Source organism: Parvularcula bermudensis HTCC2503 (assembly GCF_000152825.2).
In the GTDB taxonomy this organism is placed as follows: Bacteria; Pseudomonadota; Alphaproteobacteria; order Caulobacterales; family Parvularculaceae; genus Parvularcula; species Parvularcula bermudensis.
Genome location: NC_014414.1, coordinates 1,172,503 through 1,187,976, shown reverse-complemented (window position 1 = coordinate 1,187,976; position 15,474 = coordinate 1,172,503). Strand labels below are relative to the sequence as shown.

16 protein-coding genes and 1 pseudogene are annotated in these 15,474 nt (G+C 55.8%); 8 read left to right on the top strand and 9 right to left on the bottom strand.

The window, feature by feature from the left end:
• Positions 1-210 precede the first annotated feature (210 nt).
• Positions 211-1,352 (top strand): IS3 family transposase gene (locus tag PB2503_RS05610; RefSeq protein ID WP_148235142.1). Its coding sequence is split into 2 segments (ribosomal slippage): positions 211-475 and positions 475-1,352, totalling 1,143 coding nucleotides; the frame shifts between segments, so codons are not numbered across the junction.
• Between the two features lie 6 nt (positions 1,353-1,358).
• Here PB2503_RS05610 and PB2503_RS05605 read toward each other — a convergent pair.
• From PB2503_RS05605 to PB2503_RS15230, 4 genes and pseudogenes are all read right to left on the bottom strand, one after another.
• Positions 1,359-1,955 (bottom strand): LysE/ArgO family amino acid transporter, encoded by a 597-nt coding sequence (locus tag PB2503_RS05605; protein WP_013300263.1) that lies wholly within the window; start codon positions 1,953-1,955, stop codon positions 1,359-1,361.
• A 293-nt stretch (positions 1,956-2,248) separates the two neighbouring features.
• Complete coding sequence (locus PB2503_RS05600) at positions 2,249-3,172, bottom strand: LysR substrate-binding domain-containing protein (protein ID WP_013300262.1); 924 nt, start codon at positions 3,170-3,172, stop codon at positions 2,249-2,251.
• Between the two features lie 360 nt (positions 3,173-3,532).
• The gene (locus tag PB2503_RS05595; protein WP_013300261.1) at positions 3,533-4,453 is read right to left on the bottom strand and encodes an alpha/beta hydrolase family protein; all 921 of its coding nucleotides are present in this window, start codon (positions 4,451-4,453) and stop codon (positions 3,533-3,535) included.
• Positions 4,450-4,863: pseudogene (locus PB2503_RS15230) on the bottom strand (GFA family protein). The gene PB2503_RS05595 and the pseudogene PB2503_RS15230 overlap by 4 nt, the downstream one beginning before the upstream one ends.
• A 370-nt stretch (positions 4,864-5,233) precedes the next feature.
• Here PB2503_RS15230 and PB2503_RS05590 point away from each other — a divergent pair.
• Both PB2503_RS05590 and PB2503_RS05585 read left to right on the top strand, forming a co-directional pair.
• On the top strand, positions 5,234-6,022 hold the full coding sequence (locus PB2503_RS05590; protein ID WP_013300260.1) for a crotonase/enoyl-CoA hydratase family protein: 789 nt from the start codon (positions 5,234-5,236) through the stop codon (positions 6,020-6,022).
• Positions 6,023-6,191: 169 nt separating this feature from the next.
• The gene (locus PB2503_RS05585) at positions 6,192-6,653 is read left to right on the top strand and encodes an NUDIX hydrolase (protein ID WP_013300259.1); all 462 of its coding nucleotides are present in this window, start codon (positions 6,192-6,194) and stop codon (positions 6,651-6,653) included.
• A gap of 190 nt (positions 6,654-6,843) precedes the next feature.
• Here the strand turns inward: PB2503_RS05585 and PB2503_RS05580 are convergent, their stop codons facing one another.
• Positions 6,844-7,746 carry a LysR family transcriptional regulator gene (locus PB2503_RS05580; protein WP_013300258.1) on the bottom strand — a complete coding sequence of 301 codons (903 nt, stop codon included), beginning with the start codon at positions 7,744-7,746 and terminating at the stop codon, positions 6,844-6,846.
• A gap of 107 nt (positions 7,747-7,853) precedes the next feature.
• Between PB2503_RS05580 and PB2503_RS05575 the strand changes: the two genes are divergently transcribed.
• The 4 genes from PB2503_RS05575 to PB2503_RS05560 all read left to right on the top strand — a co-directional run bounded on the left by PB2503_RS05575 (position 7,854) and on the right by PB2503_RS05560 (position 11,681).
• Positions 7,854-8,681 (top strand): alpha/beta fold hydrolase, encoded by an 828-nt coding sequence (locus PB2503_RS05575; RefSeq protein WP_013300257.1) that lies wholly within the window; start codon positions 7,854-7,856, stop codon positions 8,679-8,681.
• Between the two features lie 25 nt (positions 8,682-8,706).
• Entirely contained in the window at positions 8,707-9,570 is an 864-nt protein-coding gene (locus PB2503_RS13875; protein WP_013300256.1) for an alpha/beta fold hydrolase, read from the top strand.
• A 303-nt stretch (positions 9,571-9,873) separates the two neighbouring features.
• Positions 9,874-10,257, top strand: a complete 384-nt coding sequence (gene mobC / locus PB2503_RS05565) for a plasmid mobilization relaxosome protein MobC (RefSeq protein WP_041534908.1) — start codon at positions 9,874-9,876, stop codon at positions 10,255-10,257.
• The gene (locus tag PB2503_RS05560) at positions 10,254-11,681 is read left to right on the top strand and encodes a relaxase/mobilization nuclease domain-containing protein (protein WP_013300254.1); all 1,428 of its coding nucleotides are present in this window, start codon (positions 10,254-10,256) and stop codon (positions 11,679-11,681) included. Before mobC ends, PB2503_RS05560 begins: the two co-directional genes overlap by 4 nt.
• Positions 11,682-11,687: 6 nt before the next feature.
• Here PB2503_RS05560 and PB2503_RS05555 read toward each other — a convergent pair whose 3' ends face one another.
• Complete coding sequence (locus tag PB2503_RS05555) at positions 11,688-11,975, bottom strand: hypothetical protein (RefSeq protein ID WP_013300253.1); 288 nt, start codon at positions 11,973-11,975, stop codon at positions 11,688-11,690.
• Positions 11,972-12,220, bottom strand: a complete 249-nt coding sequence (locus PB2503_RS05550; protein ID WP_013300252.1) for a hypothetical protein — start codon at positions 12,218-12,220, stop codon at positions 11,972-11,974. The genes PB2503_RS05555 and PB2503_RS05550 overlap by 4 nt, the downstream gene beginning before the upstream one ends.
• Positions 12,221-12,590: 370 nt before the next feature.
• Between PB2503_RS05550 and PB2503_RS05545 the strand changes: the two genes are divergently transcribed.
• Positions 12,591-12,770, top strand: coding sequence for a hypothetical protein (locus PB2503_RS05545; RefSeq protein ID WP_008891788.1), 180 nt, complete (start codon positions 12,591-12,593; stop codon positions 12,768-12,770).
• A gap of 50 nt (positions 12,771-12,820) precedes the next feature.
• Here PB2503_RS05545 and PB2503_RS05540 read toward each other — a convergent pair whose 3' ends face one another.
• Both PB2503_RS05540 and PB2503_RS05535 read right to left on the bottom strand, forming a co-directional pair.
• Positions 12,821-13,720 (bottom strand): ArdC family protein, encoded by a 900-nt coding sequence (locus tag PB2503_RS05540; RefSeq protein ID WP_013300250.1) that lies wholly within the window; start codon positions 13,718-13,720, stop codon positions 12,821-12,823.
• A gap of 333 nt (positions 13,721-14,053) precedes the next feature.
• On the bottom strand, positions 14,054-15,469 hold the full coding sequence (locus PB2503_RS05535) for a DUF2779 domain-containing protein (RefSeq protein WP_013300249.1): 1,416 nt from the start codon (positions 15,467-15,469) through the stop codon (positions 14,054-14,056).
• Positions 15,470-15,474 lie beyond the last annotated feature (5 nt).

The following is a 15,474-nucleotide window of genomic DNA, read 5'->3' as shown; positions in this document are numbered from 1 at the left end:
CAAAATGCCTCCATGCTCTCAACCCAAAACAAAGCATCGCCCTTCCACGCTCATATCTGCCAGATCGTCCGTAACGCTCATGATCAGTGCGCTAGAGGATCAATTTAGCCGCAATAACCCACATGACGACGGCGATAACGGCATTGGTCTGCCTCCCGAAAAGTGGTCCGGTTGATGTGTTAGACTTGGCTCCATGGAAGGAGCTGAGGAATGGGACGGAAGAGACGAACGGCCGAGGAGATCATCGGTCATTTGCGAGAGGTCGAGGTGCGCCTGGCGAAGGGCGAGACCATCGGGATTGCCTGCCGGGCGATCGGTGTGACCGAGCAGACGTACTATAGGTGGCGACGGGAGTATGGCGGTCTGAAGGTCGATCAGGCGAAGCGGCTTAAAGAGCTTGAGAAAGAGAACCAACGCCTACGGAAGGCTGTGTCGGATCTCACGCTGGACAAGCTCATTCTTTCTGAGGCCGCAAAGGGAAACTTCTGAGCCCCGACCGCCGTCGGAAATGCGTCGATCACGTCACGAAGGAGCATGGCGTCTCAGAGCGCCGTGCCTGCGAGGTGGTGGGTCAGCACCGTTCGACCCAGAGGAAGCGTCCTTCGGGCCGTCCTGGCGAGAAGGCGCTGACCGGTGCCATCATTCAGCTAGCTGAGCAGTATGGCCGCTATGGCTATCGCCGGGTGACTGCATTGCTCCGGCGCGACGGATGGCACGTGAACCAGAAGCGGGTCTATCGCATCTGGCGGCGGGAGGGGCTTAAAGTACCGCAGAAACAACCGAAACGCGGGCGCCTATGGCTGAACGATGGGTCGTGCGTGCGGCTTCGGCCGGAGCGCCCGAACCACGTCTGGAGCTACGACTTCGTCCAGGACCGGACCCATGATGGAAGGGTCTATCGGATGCTCTGCATCATCGACGAGTTCACGAGAGAGTGCCTCTCGATTCGCGTCGAGCGAAGGCTCAACTCGCAAAACGTGCTCGAAGAGCTCTCTCAGCTGTTCCTCATCCACGGGCCACCGGAGAACATTCGCTCCGACAACGGACCAGAGTTCATCGCTACGGCTGTCCGGGGATGGCTCGGCAGGCTGGGCGTGACGACACTGTATATCGAGCCTGGCTCACCATGGGAGAACGGCTATTGCGAGAGCTTCAACTCGAAACTCAGGGACGAGTTCCTGGACCGGGAAATCGTCTATACACTGAAGGAAGCGAAGGCCCTCATCGAGTGGTGGAGGCGCCACTACAATCAGCTGCGGCCACACTCATCGCTGGGGTACAACCCGCCCGCACCGAAGACCATCTTGCCCGCGGGGCTCCCGCCGCCTTACTATGAAGGTGCGGCGGCATGAGCCCCGCTAACCTGCCAGGTCTAACGCTACCGTTGGACCACCTCGTGGGGTCAGGCCAGCATCGAGAAATCGCCACGTATTGGGGTTTCGAAACAACTGCGTCAGCAATCGAGCGCCGAAGCCCAAGAAGAAAAAGAATATGAACGACGCGGCAGTTGCGCCGACACCGAACATCAGACTGCTGTCCGTTTGTGGGGCGGCGGCACCGAGCAAGACCACAGTCTCCAAATAAGCAGAAGGATTGAGCCACGTGATGGTAAGGCAGGTGAGCAATGTCTGACCCAGCGGTTGAGGCGCCGTCTCGGACAATGACAATACCTCACGTCGAAACAACGCAGACCATGCCTTCGTCCAGCCGTAGTAAATAAGAAAAGTTGCACCGCCATAGCGTAGCAAAGGCTCAACCAAAGGCGCCTGAGTTACGATAACGCCAAAGCTGGCGATTCCAGCGAAAATCAAAATAGTGTCCGACACAGCGCAGGCGAGAACCGTTGCTAAAACATGTTCGCGGCGTATACCTTGCTGTAAGACAAATGCGTTTTGCGGGCCGACTGCGAAAATCAAGCTCAAAAATAGGGAAAACCCCGTCAGCGCCGCCGTCATAACACATCGACCTTGTGACAAGCTGTCGGCGGATGAGGCAGCAGAACTGCGCGCCAGTGATCATCCACACCAACTCTTAAGATGTGAATGTTGTGCAGGTTCTAACAATACTAGTCCATACGATAGAATTCAGATTAAAATCAATAATACCGAAGTGTTCGTTCAATACTTCTGGCTGACCACCTCAGCACTTCGCATCAAGAATCCGGATTCATCAATATGTGATATAGCCCCCGTATTTCGAAGGGGCTGGCATAGAAGATTTATGATTTCAGGTATTCGTGCATATGCACTCAGCACCTTTCGGATTTGACAACCGTTAACGCCGGTCGCTGATCCAGATCGGAATGCAGGCTCCGAACTTCCTCGCCAAGGAAATCTGCGAACGCTTTCGCGGCACCTCTGTCTGCGGAAGGCGCGCGGAGGAGCCTTAGCTCATAATTTGGAAGATCCGGCAATCCATCAGCGCACCCAAGCCTGCAAAGCCCTTCCGGCCAGGTCAGGTCTTTGAAAACAGAAACACACCCGCCTTCGCGCACCTCGGCGGCGACGGCGCCGATGCTGTTCGCGATGAGTTGAGCATGCCAGCGCCTTTCTGCTCTATCGAGCGCCTCGGTCGCCCATTTGCGAAAGAAGCAGCCGGGCCAGTAGAGGGCGAGAGGCAGGACTTCATGCGTGACCGGATCGACACCGGGTGCGCCGCCCCAAAGCGGTTTTCCCCGATAGAGGAATTCGCCCTCTGTGCCGTTTTCGGGCGTCATGACGATCACGGCGTCGAACCGCGCACCGACCATCTCCTTGAGCTCCGACGTCAGCCCGGTTTCGACTTCAATCAGAACATCGGGAAACAGCCTTCTGAACTTGGAAAGCATGGGGGGCAGGTGAAAGGTGGCGAAGTCCTCCATCAAACCCAGCCTCACCCGCCCTGACAGCTTGTCCGAACGCAGACTTTCCAGTGCGGCGTCGTTGACGGCAACGATCTCCCTAGCGTAGGCAAGCAGCTTCTCGCCGGCGATTGTCAGCGTCGGCGGACGGTTGTTTCGATCAAAGAGCGTCGCATCAACAACGTCTTCAAGCCGTTTCACCTGCATGCTGAGAGCCGACTGAGTTCGATTTAGACGGGCGGCCGCCCGCGCAAACGTACCGGCGTCGACAATCGACACAAACGCCCGAAGAAGCGAGGGATCGAGATCCCGGATGGGAGCATTTCTGTTCATGTTTATTGACACTGACGCTGTAACATTCAACGTCATTGATACTCTGCCAGTCCAAAAAGCAAAAGCGCCGAAGCGCCAGCTCTCCTTCAACCTTTGTGATGAACGTGATCAGACTTTTTGAAGAGAGTCCGTGAACCCACTCACGATTAGGATTACGCAAAGTCGCTTCGGCCTGTGTCACCTCAGAGCTAGCTCTGAATGGTGTGGCTGAAATAAACCGAGACGAGAGTGACCGTATGACGGAGTAATATCTGTCCCCGAAACACATTCTAGACGTACGCAATTCTGCAATTTAGCGTGCCGGTCGATAGCAGATTTTAAGGGCGTCGTGGGTTTCAGTGCAGTGAGGTTTGTTTTCCGTCAATCGACGCATTGCTTAGTCCAGTCGACGACAGTCTGCGTGAGAAGTACCCGTGACCACGAAAATGCATGATCGCCAGGAATAGTTATTTCCGTCATATCGATATGCTTCTGCTCGCTATAGGCTGCGACCAAACGATCATGAAACAAGGGCGGCGGAACGGCTTGATCATTCTTACCGGCAATCAACAGGACGGATTTCCCCGCAAGCCTTGGTGCTAATCCGGGTAGACTGAACGACTCACGATTTTTACTTATTTCGGCGCGAAATTTGTCACTGGACCAGCCTTGCAACATTTGAAGGTTATCCGAATAAGTATCAAGGGCACGTCCGGCTTCGCTTTCTGCGTTGAAAACACCCTCATCCGAGCCAAAGTCAGCGGCTGCGATACCTACTACACAACGGACGGCGTTATCTTGCGCCGCGCCTTGAAGCGCGGCGAAGCCGCCCATGGAATGGCCGATCAGTGCCAAGCGTTCTGGGTCAACACGATACTCCTGAGTGCGCGTACGTAGCACATCGAGCGCGGTCGCCACGTCCTCGACCACCTGGATAACTGAGAACTCACCCTCACTGCCCCATGTGCCACGATAATGGAAAAACAGAACATTGATCCCAGCGCGACGCAAAGCCTGAGCGATATCGAGATTTCTCTCGGTGCCAGGATACCCGTGAAGCAGTATGGCTGTTGGATGTGGCCCCGGACCATTCGCAAGGTAGATATGCCCGTTCAAGCGAGATCCATGACTGTCGAAACTCAACTCAACAATCGAAGGCGGATAGAGTTGGTCCACTGACACAATGTCCTGGCTGACGGCGTCATATCCTGAGGCGTTCTCGTGCGACGAGGCGGCGCACCCTGACGCCAGCCCCATCGCGAGACCGCCTGCCAAAATTGCCTTGGCGCTATTCAATTTCACGAAGGCGCTCCTTCCGAGTATTGTGTCAGTTTATCGTCGATCGGAACCCACGCCTGCTTGCTCGACGTCCAAATATGTTCTGCAGGGGGATATTTGTCCGGCTTGTCTAAGCTTCCGTGCGTCAGTCCTATTACATTTTGACTGCGGCGCTCACTGAACATCGTTGTCCCACATAGAGCACAAAAGCCGCGGCGCAGATCTTCGGATGACGGATACCAGGTGACCGGCCCCGATATCTCAACTGAAGACTATGGCACAAGGATACGGGCGTAGTACGGCGCGCCAGTTGCTTTCTGACAGATATGACAGTGACAGGCTCGAATATTGATCGGCGCCGCGAAGGTTATGTACCGAGAGGCACCGCAGAGGCAGGAACCTATTATTTGATCTATGGTCGGCGTATTTTCCATTTCTCGGCCCAAAGGGTTTGCGCTGTGCTGCCCAAGCTACAGACAGATTGCTGTTTGCAGCCTTCTCAATAAAAACCCGGACAATAGCCGATGGCGAAAACCGCCGACGGTCGGATGAAGCAGCAAGTCCATAATTTGAGAGGGTTTTTAGTCGTCGCCCCCCCAACAATCCATGCAATAACTTTGGCCGCCTCCATCAAAAAGTATGAATTCGTTTCGAGAGGTTGAGGTTGTATTCATTGAGTCTCAACAACGCTCGCAAAGGGCTATATCGCCAGACTTGCCGCGTTGAGTCCGCTTGTATTGATTTCAATCGTAGTACGCCTGGCAAAAAAAGAGTCGGTAAATTCAAAACAAACAAGGTGGTGCCATGACCGATTGCGTAATCAGGAAGGATCGACACGGCATTGCGCTATTGACTCTAAATCGGCCCGAGAAACTCAATGCCTTAAACTACGAAACCAACGATCGCCTACTCGAGCTCTTGAACGAAATTGAAGATGACCCAGAGATTCGTGCTGTTATTGTAACTGGTGCGGGTGATCGCGCTTTCTCAGCTGGCGCGGATATACACGAATTCTCGGACAGCATTCGTGCCGGGACGAATGTCGCCATCAAGGATTTCGTCCGGCGGGGACAGGCGATGACGTCCCGGTTTGAAAATTTTCCGAAGCCGGTGATCGCCGCCGTCAATGGGTTGGCGTTCGGCGGCGGGTGCGAGATTACGGAGTCCGTCCACCTAGCTGTCGCTTCAGAAGACGCTCTGTTTGCAAAGCCGGAAATTAGCATAGGCATCACGCCAACATTTGGAGGCACCCAGAGATTGTCGCGGTTAGCGGGCCGGAAACGCGCGCTCGAATTTCTACTTACTGGAGATCCGTTCACGGCCGAACGGGCCTGCGAAATCGGCCTGATAAACCGGGTCGTTCCACCTGAGGCCGTCCTCGAGAGCGCTTTCGAGATGGCGGAACACATACTGCGCCATTCATCGACGGTGATCTCTGCGATACTGCATGCCGTGACCAGAGGCATCAATTTACCGATCGCTGAAGCGCTCGAGATCGAAGTCCAGCAGTTCGCTCGTATCGCCGGAAGTAATGACACGTGTAAGGAACTAGATGCCTGGATAACCTGCCGAAGCACCGGCACGCTGAGTTAGCAAGATCTATGAGGTGTCTTAGCCTGGAAAGATGAGCCGAACTAATTCGCAGACTGCCTCAACTGTGGGAGTATATCTCTGCGCAGCTCTGCGGCGTGGACTGTCCGGCCCATCGTGCAGGACTAACAATGCTCATATTTGATCAGTACTTGGCGAAATGGACGGCCCAATGAACACACGACCTGAGCGCCCCGTCGCAGCCACCATTGCTGTCGTAATTCGTGAAGGCTGCATCCTTCTAGTCCGCAGAGCTAATCCACCTGATGCCGGGCGCTGGGGCTTCCCAGGTGGTAAGATCGAGTCAGGCGAAACACTGACACAGGCAACCGTCCGCGAACTCCACGAGGAGACCGCTATTGAAGGTGAAGCATTGCAGGCTTTCACCGCCGTCGATGCCTTCGATTATGACGAGGATGGCAGACTGCGCCAGCATTTCGTCCTGATAGCAGTGCTATGCCGGTGGGTTTCGGGCGATCCGGTTGCAGGCGACGACGCGCTCGAAGCCAGATGGTTCGGCATGGAAGAGCTGAACGACGCAAAGCTTGCGCTAAGTTTGGACGTCCCTGAGATCGCAAGGCAGGCGGCTAGCATCAAATATCCCTCAAGCGAGCAAATGTCCGAGAGCTGTTAAGTCCGCTTAATGAGACACACTAAACGCCGTATACGACAAGGCGTGTCAGAGAAAATAACCGCCTAAAATTGGTTTTTAGGACTTTCTCTGAAGCCCTACCGAAAACGAAGCAGAGTTCAGTCTCAACGCTTTACGCAGTGATTATACGAATATCCGGTACAGCAGAGATACCAAACAAGGGCTAATAATTCTATTGGCTATTTCTAGTTTTTACTTGTCGTCGAAACCAGACAATCAATCTATCGGTCCTGTCCGGTTTCGCGCCGGCTTGCCCCCGAATGAGTACATAGGACCAATTAGTCGGGTAGTCAGTTCCAAACGGCGCGATCAGACGCTTAGTTGCAAGATAGTTGTCGACAAGGGGGCGGCGTCCGATTGCAACTCCGTAAGAATGTGCAGCAGCTTCAAGTACCATCGCCGAATCCTCCATCCAGTGATGGTTGCTGGACAGCTTATCTATCCCGCCAATGGCCGCAGACCAATCTGCCCACTCTTTCGGGTGGCTGGCGTTGTGCAAAAGTCGCGCTTTTTGAACCAACTCGGCAGATCCATCCGAGCATTCTACCCGGTCCAAAAGCGCCGGCGTACAAACAGGGAAGGCCGCTTCCGGAAAGAGAACCTCCGTATCTGGTGTGAGCGCATGGTTGGGAAGTTGACGGATGGCGATGTCAATGTCGTGTCGCCCAAGATCAAGTAATGCTGTCGACGAGATTATCTTGATGTCAACACCGGGGAGATCGGCTTCGAGTTGGGCAAGCTGTGGGATCAGCCACAAAGTCGCCAATGTCGGTGCCAGCGTGACGGAAATGGGTTTCACGCTCCGGGAATCTGAGACCAGCTCAGTCGCTCGACTGATTTCGGCAAGCGGTTCAGACAGCATTTGAAGATATCGCCTACCGAGTTCCGTCAAGCGTAATCCACGACCGGTTTTCTCGAACAAGCGTTTGCCCAACCGCTCTTCAAGCCGTCGCAGATGCTGACTCAGCGCGGCCTCGCTGACATGCAACTCCCGCGCCGCTGAACGAACGCCGCCCAGTTCGGCGACGGAAACGAAGGCCCGCAAAGCCTGAAGCGATGGGATATTTTCAAGCACGCAGACACTTTAGCAAATGCAAACAGTATAGAAAACTATTACTTATCGTTCTCGTCTCTACTTCAATCTACTCTCTTCGGCGATAACCGAAGACGCTGGAGGACGAAATGAGCGGGATAATTCTCGACAAGCGGTATGAAACTGAGCAGGGAACAATCTCCTACGGGTCCGCTGGCAAAGGGGAGCCTGTGGTTCTCGTGCACGGGACTCCCAGTACGTCTTACATCTGGCGGCACGTGGCGCACCGTCTCGCCGAGCGTTTCAATGTCCTCGTCTATGACCTTGTCGGCTACGGGCAATCACAGGGTAATCCTGAGCAGGATAAGAGGCTGCGGAGTCATGCGGCCACGCTATCGGCACTTTGCCAGCATTGCGACATAAGGCACCCCCATCTCGTTGGACACGACTTCGGCGGCGCCACAGTGCTGGGTGCGCATCTCATCGAAGGAGTTGCCGCCAAGAGCCTCACGATTCTGGACGCCGTGTCTCTTAACCCGTGGGGCACACCCTATGCCCATTTGGTGCGTGACAACCCTGATGTCTTTCAGGAACTGCCTGAATACGTGCATTTGGCCATGGTAGGCGCGCATCTCGATACGGCAACTTTCCACAAACTCGCGCCGGACGCATACAACGTCTATCTGCAACAATGGGCCGGTACCGAAGGCCAAGAGCACTACGTGAAGACGTTTAGGGATTTCGATTTCGCGTTCACTGAGCGTCTAGAGACCCTCTACCCCACAATCAGGATACCAACGCAATGCTTGTGGGGTGAACACGACCGATGGGTAGCCCCGGACGTAGGAACCCGACTTGCCGACATGATTCCGGACGCGACCTTCGAGCTTCTTCCTGACGCCGGCCATTTTTCCATGGAAGACATCCCTGGCACCATCGCCACTCGAATCGCGGCGCATGTCGATGCTGCGAGTTGAACAAATTCTATAGAGGCGAGACTCAGTGGAAGAACCTTACTTCATCACGACGCGAACATTCACCGTGGGCAACCAATCCCTGGCTGTTAGGGAATGCGGCGACGGGCTGCCAGTGCTGCTTCTACATGGATTTCCCGATACCGCTGAAACCTGGGACGATACTTTGCCTGTATTGGCCGATGCCGGCTTTCGCGCCATCGCCCTTCATTTGCGTGGCTATCGACCGAGCAGCCTTGCCGCCGATGGCGACTATTCTGTCGCGACGATTGCGGAGGACGTCGCAGCGCTCGCTGATGCACTTGGTTTGGGGCGCTTCGGCATCATCGGTCATGATTGGGGAGCATCTGTAGCGTGGGCGGCAGCGGCGCTCTGGTCGGAACGAGTTGCATTCGTTGTTGCGCTGGCGATTGCTCCTTCACGTTATGTGCACGCAAGTCTTCGTGAGCTGCTGGCGCGCCCGCACAATCTGTATCTTGCGTGGGGGCCGATTGCCCGCTGGTGGCTGCGCCGCCGGAACCTTGCCTTTGTAGAGTCATGCTACCGGAAGTGGAGCCCGAACTGGCATGTGCCAGAAGCACATATGGAGCGCGTTAAGTCTGCCCTTAGCCCTACAAATCGGGCCGCGGCGGCAGTTGCCCATTATCGGCATGCCCGCCTTGGGCGTCCGCTGCCACCAGAATGCGGGAGCAAGGTGCGAGTCCCTTCACTCGCGATCCTGGGTGATGACGAACCATCCAGCCGCAAGCGAATGTTCGATACCTTTCTAGGTGACGCCCAGCCAGATCAACGCGTCGTCACTTACGATGGTGTCGGACATTGGCCTCACCTTGAGGTTCCGGAACGTTTTCACGACGACCTTCTCGGTTTCTTGGCTGATATCGACGCGTGAAATTGGTTAGCAGTCGCGCGCGATCCGAGCTAAATCGTATGCGCCTGTCTGGAACGTCGTACCGAGCCCAACACAATCCTATGCGGCGGTCTCTGTTTTCTGACCAACTGATCACCACTATTGAGCAAGGTGCTACTGAAGGTCGTCCCAACTCAAATTACTTATTTATATTTGGAAAATGGCGCACCTAGGAGGAGAAAGTTCGAACACCTTGTTCGATATTCTCGCTCAATGGAATCAGGTGCTTAGCGCAATCCAAATCCCTGCAAATGCCCCCGAACGGGACATTTGCGGGGTGGCGCGATGACGGCAAAGACACCTCCCTTCTCCCTCAGACTGACTTTTGAAGAGCGCGCTAGACTTGAAGAACTCGCTGGCGACATGCCGCTTGGAGCGTATATCCGCCGCAAGGTCTTTGACGGTCAGGGGCTCAAGAAGAAACGCGCACGGGCGCGGTCCCGTCGCCCGATCAAGGATGAACAGAAGCTGGCGCAGGTTCTCGCCATGCTAGGGCAATCGAGGATCGCCAATAATCTGAACCAGCTCGCCAAGATGGCCAATCTCGGCACGCTCCCTGTTCTCCCCGATACGGAACGCGATATTCGGCGCGCATGCGTCGACGTGGCGCTGATGCGGCGGGAGCTACTTCGCGCGCTCGGCCATCGTACCGATGTGGAGCCGTCATGATCCTGAAAGGATCACAACGAAGCGGCGCAAAGCAGCTCGGGCTGCATCTCCTCAAGACCGAAGAAAACGAGCATGTCGAGCTGCACGATATTCGCGGCTTCATGTCCGATGATGTCGTCGGCGCGCTCCGCGAAGCCGAAGCCATCGCAAAGGGCACAAAGTGCCGACAGTTCATGTTTTCGGTGTCTTTGAACCCGCCCGAGAACGAGCGTGTCCACGTTCGAACCTTCGAAAAAGCGCTGGAAGCCATCGAAGAGAAAAACGGTTTGACGGGCCAGCCACGCGTTGTCGTTTTACACGAGAAGGAAGGACGGCGGCACTGTCATGCCGTCTGGAGCCGGATCGATCCTGAGACGATGACCGCCAAGCCAATGTCGTTCTACAAGAACAAGCTGCGGGAGGTCTCGCGCCAACTCTATCTTGAGAACGGCTGGCAGATGCCGCGCGGCCTGATCGACCCAAAGGACCGCGACCCCCGCAACTTCTCGCTTGATGAATGGCAGCAGGCCAAGCGGATCGGACGTCATGCGGGCGAATTGAAAGAACTGATTCAGGAAGCCTGGGCGACTTCGGACTCAGCTCGCACTTTCGCGCACGCTCTCGAAGAACGCGGCTTCTATCTGGCGCGCGGGGATCGGCGCGGTCATGTGGCTGTCACCTTCGAAGGTGAAGTCATTTCGATCTCACGGGCGACGGGCAAGAAAGCGAAAGAGCTGCACGCTCGTCTTGGAAAGCCGGACGCATTGAACAGCGTTGAGGAAACCCGCAAGCGCATTGCTGAAGATATACTTCCGCGCATCAAATCGCATGTAGAGGAAGCGCGCGCGTCCGCCCGTGCCGAACTCGATCAACTGAATGCGCGCCGCGTGGAGATGGCGAAGGCGCATGCCGTGGAACGCGCCAAGCTGGACGCAGGCCAGAAGGCGCGGTTTGAAGCTGAAGCGCGCACAAGAGCGGATCGCTTTCGCAAAGGCATGATGGGCCTGTGGGATCGTCTGACAGGCAAGCGGGCTCAGCTTGAAAAACAGAACCAGCTTGAAGTGATGTGGGCGCTGCGCCGCGATCAGGATCAGCGACAAATGACGATCAACGCGCAACTGCGCGAGCGCGGTGAGCTGCAAAAAGAAATCAATGCTGCGCGCACCAAACATGCGCAAGCCTTGCGCACCCTGCATCACGATGCTGCCAACTATCGCCTGATGCGCCGTGGTGAAGAGCCGAAGGCGAAGACAGTCTTCGAGCGTTTGGATACGCTGCGAGCCGAACCGAAAAAGCAGCCCGAGCGTCCACGCTTCGACAAGCTCAAGGAGCGTAAGCCCGAGCGTCCGGCCCGTTCCACTACGTTGGCACAGGATCGCTTGCGCAAACTGCGCGAGCAAAAAAGAGAAGGACCGTCCTATGACGGTCCTGATCTCGACCGATAGAAATCGCTAGAACAATGAAAGCTGACGCGCGGCTTCTTCGCGCTTCTTCCATTGCGGAGTCTGCGCTTCGTGCTCAAGCCACGCGTGCACGTATGCTTGAGGTCCGCCGAATTCTGCAACATATAACGTCTGCACAAAGAGCGACCGATAGCCAGTCTCGGTGATGGGTATCTCTCCGCTACCGATCACTTGAACCTCGATGTGATCGAAGTTCGAGTTCCAACGACGCTTGTGATAGGTGATGCTTATCGCGACACCGCGCCAGTCGATCTGACTGGTGACGGGGGCGCTCATGAGCGCCCCGCGTCGTTTGCGGGTGAAGCCGTGTCTTCCAGCGGCTCTCGCAAGACGATGCGACCGCCGACAGGCAGGGATTCGAGCTGAAGCGTGTAGCCTTTGGCGTCCTTGTGCATCCAGGCTGCGCCGACTTTGTTCCAGAAGGATTTGTCGCCTTTCTGGGTGACGTGCCACGCCAGATACTCCGGTGCGCGGAACTCGCGTGTGCGCTCTTGCGCGGTTTGGGTGTTGTTGCGTGCCATGATTGATCTCCTTTGTTCGGGTTGGCTTGCTAACGCCCCCGATGAGACCGAAGGCAAAGGATCGCCGCGTCATGTCCAACACGGGTGAGGCCTTCGCCGAACTGGTGCGGGCAGGATATTGATGCGCGATCCGCGTTCGGTCAGGGGAAAGGCGAATTGCTGCAAGCCATGCGCGGGCAAAGGTCCATTCATGCTGCGCCAACTGCCGACACCGAATGCCTGTTCACGCGTTTTTCAGCGACACCTTCCAGTAGATTTCGAGTGCGTTACCCCGACCCATCAGCGCCTTCACTGGGCCATGGATGATGTGTGCGAGGGCCGAAAGGCCCTGAACGGTTCGGGGCCTCCTGACAATCAACAGGAGGTGACGATGAGACTCATCACACGCTTCGATGCAGCATCGCGCAGCACAGCCGAACTGCATGCCCTCTTACGCGAGGCTTTCAACGCCTTTGCTTCCGCTCCTCGCGGATCGATTGAACGCAGCAATGCTCTTGCATCGCTGCACAATATCGAGGCCGAACTGGCGGTCCGCCCGCCAGGTCTATGAGGCCATCAACGCGGCTGGCCTTCAGGCCAGCCGCAAATTTTGCCTGATTGTCACGCGACGTTGCTTACTTCTTCGATGACAGGCTGAAGCCCATGCAGGAAATCGGCGGCACGCTGGGCATGGGCGGCAGCGCTGAAGATCGCGCGCTTGTCGTTTTGCAGGACCTTAAGCCAGCTCTGGATATACGCCGCATGATCGGCGCGCGGTTCGGGCGCGAGTTCAAGGTCAGCGCATAGAAATGCTGCACCAAGTTCGGCCACAAGCTCTTCGCGGGCATAGCCTTCATCGCCCCAACGCTTGCGGCCAAATCCGCGGTCAAGGCGCTTGGGATGCTTGGTCCAGTGGGTCAGCTCATGCGCCAAGGTTGCATAGTAGGCTTCGGGACTCCTGAAGGTCTCGAAGTACGGCATTTGCACATGGTCACTGCCGCCGCTGTAGTGGGCTGAGTTGCCGCCGTGGCGGATGTCTGCGCCCGTGCTTGTAAAGAATTCCTCCGCATGCAGAATGCGGCGCGCGGGGTCGATGATCGCTTTCGGCTTGGTGTAGTAGTGCTCGGGCAAGCCCTCGATCTGCTCGACATTGAAAACGCTGTATCCCTTCATGAAGGGGATTTTGCGTTCCTCTTCGCTGCCGTCGTCCTGTTCCTCGGTCTTGGTGATCGTGTTCGCATAGACGACCAGATTGCCGCGCTCGCCTTTGCGAACATGCGCGCCTAGTTCTTTCGCCTGTTTGAAGGTCATCCAGTACGGAGACAGAAAGCCCGCCTCGATGCTGGCTCCCCAAAGCATCAAGATATTGATGCCGCTATAGGGCACGCCGTTATGGCGTAGCGGCTTGGTGATTTTGCCTTCCATATTGCCTGCGCTCCACGGCTTCAGCCATGTCAGCTCGCCTTGCTCAAGGTCGGCAATGATCTTGTTGGTAACCCTTTCATAAATGTCGCTTTTCATCTGTGTCCCCCTTTCTTGGGTAGTCGGTTGCGCATGCAACCGGACTAGGCCCGCGCCGATGAGCGGGGGGACGGCCGTCCAGACCGAAAGCCATGGAAGAGGTGCGGGCGCAGGCGCAGCCGAGCCACGGGCCATGGCTTTCGCCCGAAGCCAAAGCGAAGGGCTTGGTCTTGACGGAGGACGGGGCCGCAGGCCCTCGAAACGAAAAGGAAGAAGTCAGCCCGCGAGGGCTGTCAGATGATGCGCAAGGGATCGAAGCCGAATGGCCGAGACAGCTTGCTGGCTTGGTTCACGAGAGCCCGATCCGTCAGGATGCGTCCAATTCAGAACAGCCTAGAGCGCAGCAAGAAACTTGTAGATTTCCACCATCGCAAGCGTATCCAACTCACAGTAAGAGAGAAGCGACTTCGCAATCTGGTCGGCTTCCTCTCCCTCAGCGCGGATCATCTTCTCCCATGCATCCATAGCTGATGCGCCGTCCTGAACGCCCATACCTTCGTAGCTGAGTTCTGGGCAAAGGACGGGAAGGACTTTTTTTATCGAAGTAGACCCGTCAAAGCGGGCATCGACATACGATGTCTTGAAAGCGTCTTCGAGGTCTACGGTGCGTTCGTTCACATCGATGAGAAAGTCGGCAAACGCGGGAAGTAGCTCTGCCATTTCTCTGTTGCGCGTTTTCTCGAACGAAGCGTGCCAGGAAACGATGCTGCCCTCTGGACCAATCTCGCCAGATAGCTTTGCCAGTAGACGGTCAGGTAGGCGGGCTTCCCGCTCGAGATACTCATGATGCTCAAGTGTGCCGTCCTCACGAAGAACGTGCAGTGAATACTGCACGGGAAAATGCTTATGCGGGCTTGTGCGGTCGATCATAGGGACGGCTGACGCATACGTTTCATAATCGAAAAAATAGAGAGGAAACTGCCATTCGGACAAGAATGCGCGGATGGCCCCTACATCAACAACAGGTGTGCCCTCCTGTGCTGCTGTAACGACAACGGATTGGTTAGGTGTTAGTTGAAAACTCGCCCCAATATCGAGCACATCGAAGACCCCTTCGTTGACGAGCTCTGTTCGCTTCTTCTCGCTAAGGCGAGGAAGACTGTAGATTGATGGCTTCGGGATATCCGGATTGAACAAAGCGAACGTATCGCAATGATGCGTGCGAGACTTATAGAGGCATAGACAGCCCGCCTGATCCAGTTCTTCTTGAGCCAACAAGGCCAAGGCTTGGTCGATCTCTGCTGCTGTTTCATCTTCAATCGCTGCCACACGGTCAGTCTCATCGACGAATGTGAGCATCAAAGCAGGATCGATATCTCCGTCCCGAACATACTCTCCATTGAGATGAACGATGAACACTGCATCGATCTGCTGGCCTGCCCTCTGTGCACAAATCTTCTGAAAGCAGGCATCTTTGAAATGGTTGTGAGCAGCATCCGTCTTCACACTGGTCGATGACTTGATTTCGTAGAGGATGAACCGCCCATCCGCAGTCTCCTCGAATGCGTCTGCGCGCGCAAAAAGCCCATCTTCAGTTTCAAAAACACGCTGGAAGCTGATGGCTCTACCGGCATCAGTCCCTAAGAATTCCCGTACGTAGCGCTCTACTTCATATCCTTCGCGGGTGATCTTTTGGAGGAAGGCCGAGAATTCACCATGCGGATAATCATCAGGGTGACGCTTAAGCAACCAAAACGATTTGGGACATTGAAGGAAGCTAATGAAATCCGATTTAGTGAGTCTCATCATGCCGC

Bases quoted from the DNA above. Each gene is read 5' to 3' on its own strand.
- PB2503_RS05540 (WP_013300250.1), bottom strand. From the start codon at position 13,720: ATGAAAAGCGACATTTATGAAAGGGTTACCAACAAGATCATTGCCGAC.
- PB2503_RS05590 (WP_013300260.1), top strand. From the start codon at position 5,234: ATGACCGATTGCGTAATCAGGAAGGATCGACACGGCATTGCGCTATTG.
- PB2503_RS05550 (WP_013300252.1), bottom strand. From the start codon at position 12,220: ATGGCACGCAACAACACCCAAACCGCGCAAGAGCGCACACGCGAGTTC.
- PB2503_RS05585 (WP_013300259.1), top strand. From the start codon at position 6,192: ATGAACACACGACCTGAGCGCCCCGTCGCAGCCACCATTGCTGTCGTA.
- PB2503_RS05575 (WP_013300257.1), top strand. From the start codon at position 7,854: ATGAGCGGGATAATTCTCGACAAGCGGTATGAAACTGAGCAGGGAACA.
- PB2503_RS05555 (WP_013300253.1), bottom strand. From the start codon at position 11,975: ATGAGCGCCCCCGTCACCAGTCAGATCGACTGGCGCGGTGTCGCGATA.
- PB2503_RS05605 (WP_013300263.1), bottom strand. From the start codon at position 1,955: ATGACGGCGGCGCTGACGGGGTTTTCCCTATTTTTGAGCTTGATTTTC.
- PB2503_RS05560 (WP_013300254.1), top strand. From the start codon at position 10,254: ATGATCCTGAAAGGATCACAACGAAGCGGCGCAAAGCAGCTCGGGCTG.
- PB2503_RS05535 (WP_013300249.1), bottom strand. From the start codon at position 15,469: ATGATGAGACTCACTAAATCGGATTTCATTAGCTTCCTTCAATGTCCC.
- mobC (WP_041534908.1), top strand. From the start codon at position 9,874: ATGACGGCAAAGACACCTCCCTTCTCCCTCAGACTGACTTTTGAAGAG.
- PB2503_RS05545 (WP_008891788.1), top strand. From the start codon at position 12,591: ATGAGACTCATCACACGCTTCGATGCAGCATCGCGCAGCACAGCCGAA.
- PB2503_RS05600 (WP_013300262.1), bottom strand. From the start codon at position 3,172: ATGAACAGAAATGCTCCCATCCGGGATCTCGATCCCTCGCTTCTTCGG.